Source organism: Micromonospora sp. NPDC006431, from assembly GCF_042870725.1.
GTDB lineage: Bacteria > Actinomycetota > Actinomycetes > Mycobacteriales > Micromonosporaceae > Micromonospora.
In genome coordinates, this window is record NZ_JBIAHQ010000014.1 from 166,702 (window position 1) to 179,367 (window position 12,666).

The 12,666-nt window shown below is 69.5% G+C and carries 12 protein-coding genes; 6 read left to right on the forward strand and 6 right to left on the reverse strand.

The features are described 5' to 3' along the window. Positions 1–439 precede the first annotated feature (439 nt). Positions 440–1,396 (forward strand): RICIN domain-containing protein, encoded by a 957-nt coding sequence (locus tag ACFYM6_RS23300; protein ID WP_387278625.1) that lies wholly within the window; start codon positions 440–442, stop codon positions 1,394–1,396. A 133-nt stretch (positions 1,397–1,529) separates the two neighbouring features. Here ACFYM6_RS23300 and ACFYM6_RS23305 read toward each other — a convergent pair whose 3' ends face one another. Continuing rightward, on the reverse strand, positions 1,530–3,932 hold the full coding sequence (locus tag ACFYM6_RS23305; protein ID WP_387278627.1) for a PEP/pyruvate-binding domain-containing protein: 2,403 nt from the start codon (positions 3,930–3,932) through the stop codon (positions 1,530–1,532). A gap of 469 nt (positions 3,933–4,401) precedes the next feature. Between ACFYM6_RS23305 and ACFYM6_RS23310 the strand changes: the two genes are divergently transcribed. Further along, the gene (locus ACFYM6_RS23310; RefSeq protein ID WP_387278629.1) at positions 4,402–4,620 is read left to right on the forward strand and encodes a hypothetical protein; all 219 of its coding nucleotides are present in this window, start codon (positions 4,402–4,404) and stop codon (positions 4,618–4,620) included. 102 nt (positions 4,621–4,722) lie between these two features. Next, positions 4,723–5,532: a DivIVA domain-containing protein gene (locus ACFYM6_RS23315; protein WP_387278631.1), complete on the forward strand. Its 810-nt coding sequence runs from the start codon at positions 4,723–4,725 to the stop codon at positions 5,530–5,532. A 39-nt stretch (positions 5,533–5,571) separates the two neighbouring features. Here the strand turns inward: ACFYM6_RS23315 and ACFYM6_RS23320 are convergent, their stop codons facing one another. Continuing rightward, positions 5,572–6,453, reverse strand: coding sequence for an NAD(P)-dependent oxidoreductase (locus tag ACFYM6_RS23320; protein ID WP_387278633.1), 882 nt, complete (start codon positions 6,451–6,453; stop codon positions 5,572–5,574). A gap of 96 nt (positions 6,454–6,549) precedes the next feature. On the opposite strand from ACFYM6_RS23320, the gene ACFYM6_RS23325 reads away from it, so the two are divergent. Then, positions 6,550–6,888, forward strand: a complete 339-nt coding sequence (locus ACFYM6_RS23325) for a winged helix-turn-helix transcriptional regulator (RefSeq protein ID WP_387278635.1) — start codon at positions 6,550–6,552, stop codon at positions 6,886–6,888. A 70-nt stretch (positions 6,889–6,958) separates the two neighbouring features. Continuing rightward, positions 6,959–7,717 (forward strand): vancomycin high temperature exclusion protein, encoded by a 759-nt coding sequence (locus tag ACFYM6_RS23330; RefSeq protein WP_387278637.1) that lies wholly within the window; start codon positions 6,959–6,961, stop codon positions 7,715–7,717. Between the two features lie 61 nt (positions 7,718–7,778). Here ACFYM6_RS23330 and ACFYM6_RS23335 read toward each other — a convergent pair whose 3' ends face one another. From ACFYM6_RS23335 to ACFYM6_RS23345, 3 genes are all read right to left on the reverse strand, one after another. Next, positions 7,779–8,549, reverse strand: coding sequence for a YqjF family protein (locus ACFYM6_RS23335; RefSeq protein WP_387278639.1), 771 nt, complete (start codon positions 8,547–8,549; stop codon positions 7,779–7,781). Between the two features lie 93 nt (positions 8,550–8,642). Further along, positions 8,643–9,140: a hemerythrin domain-containing protein gene (locus ACFYM6_RS23340; RefSeq protein ID WP_387278641.1), complete on the reverse strand. Its 498-nt coding sequence runs from the start codon at positions 9,138–9,140 to the stop codon at positions 8,643–8,645. A gap of 202 nt (positions 9,141–9,342) precedes the next feature. After that, positions 9,343–10,770, reverse strand: a complete 1,428-nt coding sequence (locus ACFYM6_RS23345) for an aspartate aminotransferase family protein (protein ID WP_387278642.1) — start codon at positions 10,768–10,770, stop codon at positions 9,343–9,345. Between the two features lie 8 nt (positions 10,771–10,778). Here ACFYM6_RS23345 and ACFYM6_RS23350 point away from each other — a divergent pair, with 8 nt between their 5' ends. Then, positions 10,779–11,729, forward strand: a complete 951-nt coding sequence (locus ACFYM6_RS23350) for a LysR family transcriptional regulator (RefSeq protein ID WP_387278644.1) — start codon at positions 10,779–10,781, stop codon at positions 11,727–11,729. A gap of 58 nt (positions 11,730–11,787) precedes the next feature. Here the strand turns inward: ACFYM6_RS23350 and ACFYM6_RS23355 are convergent, their stop codons facing one another. Then, complete coding sequence (locus ACFYM6_RS23355; protein WP_387278646.1) at positions 11,788–12,510, reverse strand: VOC family protein; 723 nt, start codon at positions 12,508–12,510, stop codon at positions 11,788–11,790. Between the last annotated feature and the right edge of the window lie 156 nt (positions 12,511–12,666).

The following is a 12,666-nucleotide window of genomic DNA, read 5'->3' on the forward strand; positions in this document are numbered from 1 at the left end:
ACGGGTCCCCACGCCCAGTACGCTGCTCCTGCGCATGGTGCGGCCGGAGCGGGCTGCCGCCGCGCTGCGGATGCTGCACGAGTCGGAGCCCGCGTCGGAAGTGCCGGCGGTCGGGTTCCGCGTCGCCACCCTCTCGGACGTCTCCAGCGATCCGTCCGTGGCGCCGCTCGCCGCGTGCGTCGCCGGTGGTCACCCGGCTACTCGTCGGTTAGCTATCCGCTACGCCACGTCGCGTAACCCCTGGACTTACCCCGTCATCCCCTAGCTTCATCGAGACATTCAGATTTATCATGGTCGGGGTGGTTGCTCGGTTCAGGAGTGCGAAGCGGGCAGTGCAGGTCCCTGGTGGATAAGCCGTCGCCCTTGGGAGGCATGCGTGCGATCCGATCCCGTAAGCAGAAGATTCCCGTGGCGGCGGGGCGCCGGCCGGATTCGACCGGTGCGACTGTTGGCCGTGGCGCTGGCCGCTGTGTTGATGGTTCCGCCAGGTGCGGCCCCGGCCTCGGCCTCGGCCGACGGCACCGCCGGACGGGTGCCGGCATCGCTGAACGCGGGGGTCGGTGTGCCCACGGGCACGATGGCCGCGGCGGCGTCTGCCGCCGCCACGGTCTGTGCCAAGGTGGCCGCCAAGGCCGGCTTCTCGTACACCGCGAACGTCAGCACGTCTGCGGGCAACGTCCGGCAGATCGTGGTCGCTGTGGCGGTCGCCATGGCCGAGTCGAGCTGCAACCCGTCGGCGACGGGCCAGAACCCCGGCTCGATCGACCGGGGCCTGTGGCAGATCAACAACTATTGGCACCCCGAGGTCAGTGACGCCTGCGCCTACCAGGTCCAGTGCAACGCCAACGCGGCGTGGAACATCTCCAACCACGGCAGCAACTGGACCCCGTGGTCGACCTACAACAACGGGGCATGGCGGAACTACCTGAACACTGCGCGCGACGCCATCACCGGGTTTTCGTTCCAGCTGAAGAGCCGGGGCGCTGGTACCTGCCTGGACGCCATCTCGTCCGACGTCCGCAACGGCGGGCGGATCGCCCAGTGGCCCTGCAACAGCAGCGACAGCTACCAGCAGTGGCGGGTGGTGGTCGGCGCGAACAACTACAACCCGGTGCTCCAGAACGTCGGTACCGGCACCTGTCTGGACGCCATCTCGTCCGACATCCGCAACGGCGGGGCGATCACCCAGTGGGCCTGCAACACCACCGGCGATCCCTACCAGCGGTGGTGGTTCTCGGGCAGCGGGCAGCTCAACACGAACGGCGACGCCAACGCCGGACTGCACAACGTCGGCACCGGGACCTGCCTGGACGCCGACGCATCGACCGTCGGCCAGAACGGGAACATCTTCCAGTGGGCCTGCTCCGGCAGCGACCTTTTCCAGCTGTGGAACTGACCACGTGACAACGGGCCCCGCGGGCTGGGCTGGCCGCGGGGCCCGTTGCCCTGGTCGTGCTTCGGGGCAACGCGCTCGGACTCGCCAACGACTCGGAATTCGGCCTGGTCGGGGGATTCTTCACCGGCATCGGTCAGTGGATCGTCACCGTTCCGGCTGCGGCGTCCACGGTGATGATCTGACCCGTGGAGATTTTCCGGGTCGCGTCCGGGACGCAGATGACGGCGGGGATGCCGTACTCCCGGGCCACGGTGGGGCCGTGGGCCATGACCGCACCGGTTTCGGTGACCAGCGCTCCGGCGGTGAGGAACAGTGGGGTCCATCCCGGGTCCGTGGTCGCGGTGACCAGGACATCACCGGGTTCGATGTGGGCGGTGCCCGGGTCGTGGACGACCCGGGCGGGGCCGGTCGCCCGGCCCGCTGCCGCCCCTACGCCCGTCAGCGCGCCATCCGCGGTGGCCGGCGCCGGCAGAATCGCCTCCAGGTCGGTGCCGTCCGACAGCAGCGCCACCGGTACGGCCCGGCGGCGCGACTCCCGCCGGTGGACCGCTCTGCGGGAGGCGACCGTCTGCCGGTGGTCGACGTTCTGGTGCACGGCGTCGTGCACCTCGTCGAGGGTCAGGAACATGATGTCGCCGGGCTGATCGAGCAGGCCGCTGCCGGTCAGGTCAACGCCCACGGAGAGCAGTTGCCGCCGCATCTCCTGCAGCCGGTACAGGCCGGCGAACTTGCCCGCCTCCCGCAGTCCGGCCAACGCGCGGGCACGGCGCAGCAGGAACCCGGCGAGACGCCCCCGCACCGGCCTGCGGCGGCGGGCCCGGGCGCCGAGCTCGTGGAGGGTGGCTTCCGCCGTGGCGGCCGCACGTGCGAAGCGCCGGTCGGGTGCCTGCTCCGGATCGGTGACCCGTAGGTAGTTGGCGATCATGGTGAAGATCGGCGCCGGGTCTTCGCTCCAGCGCGGCACTCCGAGGTCGACCTCGGCGACGCCGCGGTGGCCGTAGGTGTCCAGGAACGCCGCCAGTCCGATGTCCGGGAGCGTCCCCTGCCGGTACCGCGCGGCCAACTCGTCGGGCGGCGTGTGCAGCAGCAACTGTCGGTGGTCGCCGGCGCGCTGGGTGAGCCGCCACAGCGCGAGATCCATTTCGATGGTGACGTTGTAGGGCATCCCAGCCAGTACGGCGTGGATCTCGTCCTCGCGAACGACGCCCTTGAGCAGGTGAGCCGGCAGCGCGGCCGCGAGCATGCCGGCGACGATGGGGGAGACGATGTCAGCTGGGCTGCTCGCCGCCTCCTGGGCCTGCACGAAGCGCAGCCGTTCTGCGGCGGCACGCAGGCCGTCGGGCGCAGCGGACCGGAGTTTCAGCTGCTCGATGGCGTCGAACATCCGCGTCCGCGCCGCGTCGGGTCGGGCCAGCGCCCGCACGACCCCGACCGCCAGCCGCACGGCCGTCCACCGGGACGCCCGGTTCGACTCGTGTCGGCGCTCCGGGCGGTCCTTGCCCGGAGCGAACCGCGGGTCCGCCAGGACCTGCTGCATGACCGCCTGGGCGCGCGGTCCGAAGTCGACCGCCATGAGCTTGACCAGCCGTTTGCGGGCGGATCTGCTGCGCGCCAGGTCGGTCAGGTCGCCGTAGAGCCGCCCACCGATGTCGACGATCTCGGCCCTGATGCCGAGCGCGGCGAGCATCGCCGCGACCAGCGACTTCAGCGTGGACATGCCCATCGGCGTGACGGGCTGGAGCATGCCCTGGACGTGGCCGAACTCCAGGTAGACGCGCGGAAGGGGTTTGTCGGTGTCCGGAGGGAGGGGGAAGAGTGTGGTGATTGGCCGCGACTGCAGCAGCCACATCTTCGCGTCCTCGTCGATCGCCCACTCCACGTCCTGCGGGCAGCCGAAGTGCCGCTGGAGGCGCTCGCCGACGGCCCGCAGCTCGGCCAGTTGGGCCCTTGCCAGGCAACCGGTGCCATCCTGGTCCGACCCGTTGAGGAGGTAGTGGTCGACGACAGCTCGGCCGTCCACCACCGCCGTGCCGGGACCCGGCGCGGCGTCGGCCATCATCTCCGTGCGGCAGCCGGTCAGTGGGTTCGCCGTGAACAGCACCCCCGACACCTCGGCGGCGACCATCCGTTGTACGACGACGGCCATCCGGACCGCGTCGTGATCGATGTGGTGGGCGTCGCGGTAGGCGACCGCGCGGGCGTTGTGCAGCGAGCCCCAGCACTTCTCGATCGCAGCGATCAGTTCAGCGGTGCCGGTGACGTTGAGGACGCTGTCCTGCTGTCCGGCGAAGCTCGCGTCCGGCAGGTCCTCGGCCGTCGCGCTGGACCGCACCGCCACCGGGCCGGCACCGAGCCGCGCGTACGCGTCGACGATCTCCGCCTGCGGGATGACGCCCGACTGGTACGCCTCGGTGGTGACGCAGAACCCCGGCGGCACGCGTTCGCCCCCGCGGATCAACTCGCCCAGGCCGGCCGCCTTGCCGCCCACCAGATCGATCATGTCGGCGGACGCCTCGGACAGCGGGATCACACGCATGGGGCCCACCTTCTTCGCAATACGACTGCATCGCAAACCACGGTACCTCGTTGGCAATGCAGTCGCAATGCCAACGACCGCCCCGGCCTGGACGATGAGGCGGGGAACTGGGCTGGGTCACCGGGACGCAATCGGACCTGAGGGCTGTCGCGCGTCCCTGTGTTGATCGATGGATGTCCCCCGCGTGCCGTGCCTGGACCTGCGAGTACTGGTCGGACCTGGGTGGGCTGGGACGGTTGTCGCCGGATGGGCCGCTTCTCAGGCCGTTTTGCTATGTTCTCCGGCCAATGCCATCCGATGCGGACGCTGACGACCTCGCCGACGAGATCGACCATCCGTTCGGAAACGAGGAAGGCGGCAGCGACGACTGCACAGTCGCTTGTGGACCGCACGGTGCGAATGATGATCTAATTCATTCAGGTTCGACCGAGTAGCCGGAAATGCCAGGCTGCGTAGAGAAGGAGTTCTCATGCCCGTCACCGCCGACCTCACCAAGCTGGTCGACAAGGCCTACCAGGACAAGAGCGTCACTGAGCTGGTCGACGCCCCGGTGTCCGCCCTTGCCGGGGTCAGCGACGGTGGTGCCAAGCTGCTCAAGGAGTCGCTCGGCATTGTCACGATCGGCGACCTCGGCCGCAACCCGTACTTCCGCACCGCCAGCGCGCTGGTCGCCCTGACCGGCAAGTAGCCCCGCTCCCGGCCATGCCCGGGCGGCCAGGTTCCGTAGCCGCCCGGGCATGCCACCCGGACAGCAGTGGCATGCAGAAGTTGAGGGTCCCGGAGGTGACCGATGAGCGAGACCCCGATCAGAACAGGCGACGGAACTCAGGTCCCCGCTCCGCCGGCGGTGCGGACAACCGCCGACCGGGTAAGGCGCTGGCAGTTCAACACCCCGTCGCTCGCCCGTCGGGGCTACGACTCGGATGAGGTCGACCGTTTCCGCATCCAGGCCGCCGACGAGCTTGACCTGCTTGCTACCGAGATCGCACGGTTGCGGACTGAGAACGAGCGGCTCGCTGGCCAGCTTGAGCTGCACCGCCACGGGGTGATCCCGAGCGCCGGCGCGGCCGCGGACTTGCCCAGAGCCAACGAGGTCAACCTGCTGTCCGAGGCCCAACGGGAGGCCGAGCAGATCATGGCTCAGGCCCACGAGTACGCGCATCGGGTCGCCGAGTACGCCCGTGCGCAGTACGACAACTCCGTACGAGCGGCGGGCGGTGACGCTGCGCAGGAGGAGCGGCGGGCGATGCACAACGACCGCCGCGGCGCTGGGGTCGAGCGAGACGACGCGGCACGGAAGGTGATGCCGACCGGCGGCGAGACGATGATCGCGCAGATCCGGGCGGTGGCCCGGCAGCTTGACGACGGCCGGCAACAGCTTGCCCGCGCGCTCGAGCGTCTCGCCGCCGAGCCGACAAAAGCTGAGAGGACCGCGGGCGGGCCTGGGCCGGCTGCTCCGCCCGGGACCGGCCACGCTGGCGTATCCGGCCCGGTCCGCGTCCGGGTGGCCCCGGTGGACGAGCCAACCGTAGCGATGGCAACGATCAACAAGGCCGACGCCAGGGCTGGCGGCACCATCCAGCCACCCAGCACTGCCTGACGCCCCAGCACGGTCGCCGCTGGGGCGGCAAGCGGTCGGTCAATGCAGCAGCAGGTCGATCACGCCCGTCAGGTCCTCCTCGCCGCTGCCCTCGGCCAGGCGGCGACGCATCAGCTCGAAGTAGGGGCTGAGCAGTTCCGGGCTGACGCCCTGCTGCTCGGCAGTGCTCAGGAAGGTCGGCGTGCCGGCCACCTGCATGGCGAGGTTGGAGACCACGCCCTTGGTGTAGTCGCCGCTGCGCAGCTGTTCGGCGGTCTGGTGCACTGCCGGGGCCATGGCGATGAGCCAGTCCGCGAGCAGCGGGGCGAGCGACGCCGGGTCGATGTCCTCCTTGCGGATCAGGGCGAAGGCGTGCGCGACCCCGGCGAACATCCCGTACATGGCGCTGAGCAGGGCCACGTCGTGCAGGGCCGCGAAGCCTGGATCCTTCCCGACGTAGGTGGTGCCGGCCGGGACGCCCAGGGTCTCCTGGTGGCGCTCGAACAGCTCCTGCGAGCCGCTGTAGAAGACGTAGCCGCCGGCTTCCGGGATGCCGATCATCGGAGGGACCGCCATGATTCCGCCGTCCAGGTAGCGGGCGCCGCGCTCGCGGGCCCACTCGGCTCGGGCGCGCGCCTGGGCAGGGGTGCTGGTGGTCAGGTTGACCAGGTCCCGGTCGGCCAGGTCGGTGCCAGCCAGCACTTCGTCGACCGAGGCGTCGTCCAGCAGACAAACGACGACCAGGGTGTTCGCCGCGACCGCCGCAGCGGCGCTGTCCGCGACTCTCGCACCCTCGGCGCCGAGCGCCGCGGCGCGGGCCGGTGTGCGGTTCCAGACGGTGAGCGGGTGGCCGGCGGCGAGCCAGGTACGGGCCAGCGCGGTGCCCATCGCGCCGAGCCCCAGCAGCGTGACGGAGGTCTTCTCAGCAGTGTTCTGTGCCATGCCGATCAGGCTGGTCGTAGGCCCGTAGGTGATCAAGTACGCACTTCGGAGTGGGTGGTTACCCTGGGGTTAGCGAGCACGTCAGAGGGTGGGGGCATGGCGACGTTGAACCGGCCGGGCGCACCAGATGGACACGCCTGCGGGATCGACACCGCGATGGAGGTGATCGGCGGCAAGTGGAAGGTGCTGATCCTCTGGGCGCTCCACGAGCACCCCTACCGTCGCTTCGGCGAGCTGCGTCGACTGCTTCCGGGGATCACCGAGAAGGTGCTGGCCTCTCACCTGCGCGAGATGGAAGCGGACGGCGTCGTGCACCGAGTCTCCTACGACGAGGTACCGCCCCGCGTCGAGTACTCCCTGACCGAGGACGGCACGCGCCTCAACGACGCACTCGAGCCGCTGGCCGCCTGGGGACGCGAGCGCTCGACCGCTTGACTGCTTCTCAACCCGCTGCCGAGAAGCGTCCACGACCGTTTCCGCTTGAGCTGGTGCCTACCATCGGGCAATGACCGTCACGCCAGACCCTTCCGCGTCGCTCCCACCCGGCGATGCGGGCGGTCCGCGCCCCGCCGAGCCGCCGGGACACTCCAGCCCCCGGCCGGCCCGTCGGCGACGTCGACTCGTCCAGCGGGCCCTCGTCGTCGGGGCCGGGCTTGTGCTGCTCCTCGCTGCTCCGGCGCTCTGGGTCCGGGCGAACTCCGCCGGCCACCTGCACCCGTACGATGAGGCGCCCGAGGCGCCGGTCGTGATCGTGTTCGGCGCGCAACTGGCACCGGGAGGCACCCAGCCCATGCCGTTCCTGAAGGGGCGGCTGGACGTGGCGACCCAACTGGTCAAGGACGGCAAGGCGAGCGCCGTGCTCGTTTCCGGCGACCGCGCCGGCGCCTCCGGCGACGAGATCGCCGCGATGACGGCGTACCTTGTCGCCGCAGGCGTGCCCGCCGAGCACATCGTCGGCGATCCGTACGGTCTCGACAGCTACGACACCTGCAAGCGCGCTCATGACGTGTACGGCGTACGCCGGGCGCTGCTCGTCAGCCAGTCACTGCACCTGCCCCGTGCGGTGACGCTGTGCCGACGCCTCGGCATCGACGCGAGCGGAGTCGCCGCCCGCTGTGACGGCTGCCGGCGAGTGACTCTGGCGAAGAACACCGCACGCGAGGTACCCGCGGCGTGGAAGGTGGCCTACGACCTGGTGACCGCCCGCCCGCCCGCGGTGTCCTCAGCTCCCGACCCGGTGCTCCAGCAAGCCCTCGACGAGTAGCCGCCCGCCGCCTCCCTGGCCGCAGAAGGAGGTGGTGGTTGAGGGCGGATGCGGGGCGATTTCAGCGATGCCACCTGCCCACGCGTACGGGAACGCCGCGAGACGCGTGGAGGATCGGTTCGCCGGCCGGCGCGGGCAGTCCCGCCCCGGTCAGCAGGTTCTGGTCCAGCCGGAGCAACTCGACCCGGCGCAGCGGCCACTCAGGGTGTTCCACCTCGGCGGCGGCAAGCCCTCCGGCGATGACGGTGAACAGTCGGTACCGGGCGGTCAGGAAGTGGGCCAGCTCGTCGCGCTCCACCTCGCGCAGCGGCGGACCCAGCCGCACGTCGGCGTCACATCGCAGCCGTCGAGGGCCGGGCTGGCGACGCGCACAGCGATAGGCGACCCGCGTGCCGCTCACCCGTACCGCCATGTCCGACCAGTAGTAGGGCAACCGGTAGCCGACCCGGGCCGCGAGGACCGCGGGCAAGCGGGCCGCGTCCAGCGAGAGGAACCAGATTCCCCGCCGGCCTTGCCGGTCCCGGGCGTAGGTCCGGACGTTGGTCTCGGGGAAGCTCGACAACCACGGTACGGCTGGTAGTGCTGGAATCCGCACTCCCTGCATGAGGAACGGTGTCAAGCCGACCCAGGCTGATCCGTCGAAGGTATCCACCGCCAGCCCGGGCGGCAGCATCGGCTGCAGCATCGAGGGTGGGCAGCGCCAGTGGATGAACGTTATCCAGCTCCACCGGTGGCACATCAGCGGTCGGGGCACCTTCGGTGACGGCGGAGCCCCCATCCGCCTCCCTCCACGCGCTTGATCACCAAACGGCGTTGCGGGGCGGACCCGCATGAGCGGTCCGCCCCGTCGCAGCAGCCGACTTGGCCTGACGTGAACGCGGACGCGCCGCGGCGCCCCGACGGCGATCGCCTGGTCGGCGCCGGCTCAGGCCCGCACGGCGTCCATGGCCTTTTTCAGGGCGCGGGGCGCCGTCGGTTTCCGCGGTGCCTTGTTCTTCATCGCGGCCAGCCGGGCGCCGAGGTCCTGCAACTGCTGGGGCGGAACAGCTTCCCGCACCTTCGGGAACCACTCCTTTTCTTCTTCCTCGATGTGGTGGGTGACGGCCTCGATAAGGACCATCGTCTTGGCCTCGAAATGCTCGTCGTCGGGGCTCATCATGCTCAGTTCAAAGCCCAGCACGTCCGCGACGTGGTGTTCCTCGTAGGATTCCAGTACCGCTTCGTTGAGGTCCGGCACCAGCCTGCGGGTCTCCGGGTACATGCACTCGTTCTCGATGTAGGTGTGCATGGTCAGTGCTTCCAGGATCTGGCTGACCAGCTGCTTCTTCCGGTTCGCGTCCGCACCCGTGTCCTGGAAGTCCTTGAACAGCTTGCGTATTTCGCGGTGATCTTCGATGAGCAGATCGATAGCGTCGGTCGGCATGTGACTCCCTCGGTGGCTCCTGGTGGCGACTCCGAGCCTAGACCGGGCCAAACGCATCATGCAGACAAATCGTCATGCCGCGACGGCCTCTGGCGTCCGCCCGGGCGACGACTCCAGCTACTCGGGTCGTGCCGGCGGGCGTAGCGGTTGGCGTGGAGAGGCAGCTACTGCCCGCTCCCGCGACTGCGGGTGACGCGGCCGGTCAGGCCGGTGCTGCCTCCCCGATCGCCTGGTCCAGGATTTCCAGACCGAGGGCCAGTTCCTCGCGCGTCGTGGTGAGGGGTGGCGCGATCCGGAAGGTGCTTCCCATGCCGGGCAGCTGCACGACGTTCATGTGGAGACCGAGCTCGAGGCAGCGGCGGGTGACGTGGGCGCCGAGGACGTCCGAGCCTTCTCGCGTCTCCCGGTCGAGGACGAGTTCGATCCCCTGCATCAGGCCACGCCCCCGTACGTCTCCCACCACGTCGTGCCGGTCTCTGATGTCAAGCAGGCCGGTGCGCAGGAATTCGCCGAGCTCCCGTGCCCGTACGTCCATCTGCTCCTGCTGTAGGACGTCGAGCACGGTGTTGCCGACGGCGGCGACGAGGGGGTCGGACACGTGCGTGGTGTAGAAGAGGTAACCCCGCTCGTGGGCCCGTTGTTCGATCTCTTCGGTCGTGATCACCGCGGCGAGCGGCAGGCCGGCGCCCAGCGTCTTGGACAGGGTGAGGATGTCCGGCACTATGCCGTCACGTTGGAAGGCGTACCACGTGCCCGTGCGGCACAGACCGGTCTGCGCCTCGTCGACGATCAACAGCATGCCGCGCTCGCGGCACTTGCGCGACAGGGCGGCGAAGTAGCCCGGCGGTGGCTCGATGATGCCGCCGGAGCTGAGGATCGGCTCGACGATGCACGCGGCGAGGCTCCCCGATGACTGGGCATCGACGAGGGCGAACCCGAAGTCGAGCTGCCGCTGCCAGTCCAGCTCCCCGTCGGAGGTGGTGAAGTCGGGGCGGTACGGGTTGGGCGTGGGGATCGCGAAGTTTCCCGGCGGGGTAGGCCCGTAGCCGCGGTGGCCGGCGCTGTAGGTTGCGGCGGCTGCGGCGTGCGTCATGCCGTGCCACGACTTGGCGAAGGCGACGACCTCGTGTTTGCCCGTTACGAGCTTGGCCATCCGGATGGCCGCCTCGTTCGACTCGGCGCCGGTCGTCAGCAGCAGCGCCTTCTCCAGTGGCGGGGGGAGGGACTCGGCGAGGCGGCGGGCGAGGTCGACGACCGGGCGCGACAGCATGCCGCTGAACAGGTGGTCCAGGCTCGCGATTTCCCGCTGCACCGTTTGCACGATCGCGGGATGACAGTGCCCCAGGATGGCGCTCATCTGACCCGAGGTGAAGTCCAGGATCTGCCGGCCGTCGGCGGTGTACACGAAGCTACCGGCCGCGCGCTCGATGATCTCGGGTGTGAACGCGGCGCCGTAGCGCACCAGATGGCGGTCGGCGTCAGACCAGAACTGTTCGGCGGCACTCTGCTCGGTAGTCAGCGTCATACGCCTCACGATAGGACCGTTCCTTATGCGGGAAAAGCTGAGGTTTCTGACTATGCTGTGCGGAATTCGTGCACAGGGGGTTTCCGATGCGGCTAAACACAGCACGCCTGGAGATGCTCAGCCTGCTGGACGGCCTCGGCACCATGCGGGCCGTCGCGGCGGCCCTGCACATGAGTCCGTCGGCAGTGTCAGCGCAGCTGGCGGTACTGGAGGCGGAGGCCCACGCCGAACTCCTGCGGCGCACCGGCCGCCGGGTCCAGCTCACGCCTGCTGGGCGCACGCTCGCCCGGCACGCCCGCATCATCCTCGACCAGATCAAGGCCGCTGAGGTGGACTTACAGGGCCTGTCCGGACAACCAACCGGACCGGTACGCCTCGCGGCCTTCTCCAGCGCCATCCGGGCCGTCGTCATTCCGCTCGCCGCGCGGCTCCGGAAGGCGCATCCAACGATCGAGCTTGAGGTCGCCGAACTCGACCCACAGGCCAGCCATCCGGCCCTGCGTCGCGGCGACTACGACATCATCGTGACCGCGGACTTCATCGACGGGTCCATGCCGCTGCACCCGGACGTACACACCATCCCCCTGCTTACCGACGCCATCGTGCTCGTGTTGCCGCAGTCGCAGGTTGCGTCGGCGGCACCGGCGGACCTGGCCGACTTCGCCGACGCGGCCTGGTCCATCGACATGCCCGGCACGTACCTGTCGAACCTGGTGACGAGCACCTGCCGGCAGGCCGGCTTCGAGCCGGTCGTGGCTGGCCGCTTCGCCAGCTACGAGCTGCTTCTGGCGCATGTCGAGGCCGGCCTGTCCGTGTCGCTCCTGCCCGAGCTTGCCGTGGACCGTCGCTACCACGTCGCCATCCGCCCGCTGCGCCGACCGTTGACCCGCCACGTCTATGCGGCCGTTCGCAGCCGATCAACTCTCACCGCGGCGAGCCAGATTGTGCTGGACGAACTACGCGACCTCTCCACGACGTCATCGCACGACTGCCGAGACGGGTCCGACGGCCCGGCGGCCAGTCGGTCGATCGCGACGGCGGCATTGGGGATGAGGAGCATGTGAGGCATCTGCCCGGCCAGCAGGAACCTGGCGGGTCCCGACTTCCTGGGATCTGGTCGCGTTATCGCGGGGTCAGCACACAGAACTCGTGGCCGTCGGGATCGGCCATGACCACCCAGCTGACCTCGCCTTGGCCGATGTCGATACGCGTTGCCCCGAGGGAGACGAGACGGTCGACCTCCGCTTGCTGATCACCGTGGGCGGGTGGAGCGAGGTCGAAGTGCAGCCGGTTCTTCCCGGTCTTCGGCATCAGCGGCGGACCGCCCCAGGTGATCTTCGGGCCGCCGTGCGGCGAGCGGATCGCGGTCTCCTGGTTCTGGTCCCAGACCAACGGCCAGTCCAGCGCTGCGCTCCAGAAGTACCCGACCTCCTGCGAACCGTCGCAGGCAAGCGCTCCGATGAATCCGCAGTCGGCGAGGAAGTTGTTGCCCGGCTCGATGACGCAGAACTCGTTGCCTTCGGGGTCGGCGAGCACCACCTGACCGTCCTCCGGGCCCTGCCCGATGTCGATGTGCCGGGCGCCGAGTTCGAGTGACCTCGCCACCGTCTGCTGCTGGTCCTCGAGCGAGGCGCTGGTCAGATCGAAGTGCATCTGGTTCTGGCCGGCTTTCTGCTCCCGGCTCGGAAGAAATCGGAGCCGGAACCCGGTGTCATCGCTCGGCAGGAGCGCGATGCCGTCCTGGGGATCGTCGGCCATCTCCCAACCTAGGACGCCGGCCCAGAAGCGCGCGAGACGGAGCGGGTCGTTCGCATCGAAGCAGAGCGCGACGAGGTGACAGGTCATTCCGCTCCGCACCTCCGATCTGATCACTCAAAGCCGCAGACAGGGCACGTCTTCCCTGCTCCTGAGGGAAGCAACGCTAGGCGCTCGGGGTCCTGCCACGCAAAGAGATTTGCGTCAGAGGGCGACGTGCGCAATGGCGTCACCCACCCCCCGGCT

Excerpts from the sequence above, each read along its gene's own strand:
- ACFYM6_RS23325 (WP_387278635.1), top strand. The coding sequence starts at position 6,550 with ATGGCGACGTTGAACCGGCCGGGCGCACCAGATGGACACGCCTGCGGG.
- ACFYM6_RS23315 (WP_387278631.1), top strand. The coding sequence starts at position 4,723 with ATGAGCGAGACCCCGATCAGAACAGGCGACGGAACTCAGGTCCCCGCT.
- ACFYM6_RS23340 (WP_387278641.1), bottom strand. The coding sequence starts at position 9,140 with ATGCCGACCGACGCTATCGATCTGCTCATCGAAGATCACCGCGAAATA.
- ACFYM6_RS23350 (WP_387278644.1), top strand. The coding sequence starts at position 10,779 with ATGCTCAGCCTGCTGGACGGCCTCGGCACCATGCGGGCCGTCGCGGCG.
- ACFYM6_RS23335 (WP_387278639.1), bottom strand. The coding sequence starts at position 8,549 with ATGCGGGTCCGCCCCGCAACGCCGTTTGGTGATCAAGCGCGTGGAGGG.
- ACFYM6_RS23320 (WP_387278633.1), bottom strand. The coding sequence starts at position 6,453 with ATGGCACAGAACACTGCTGAGAAGACCTCCGTCACGCTGCTGGGGCTC.
- ACFYM6_RS23355 (WP_387278646.1), bottom strand. The coding sequence starts at position 12,510 with ATGACCTGTCACCTCGTCGCGCTCTGCTTCGATGCGAACGACCCGCTC.
- ACFYM6_RS23305 (WP_387278627.1), bottom strand. The coding sequence starts at position 3,932 with ATGCGTGTGATCCCGCTGTCCGAGGCGTCCGCCGACATGATCGATCTG.
- ACFYM6_RS23310 (WP_387278629.1), top strand. The coding sequence starts at position 4,402 with ATGCCCGTCACCGCCGACCTCACCAAGCTGGTCGACAAGGCCTACCAG.
- ACFYM6_RS23330 (WP_387278637.1), top strand. The coding sequence starts at position 6,959 with ATGACCGTCACGCCAGACCCTTCCGCGTCGCTCCCACCCGGCGATGCG.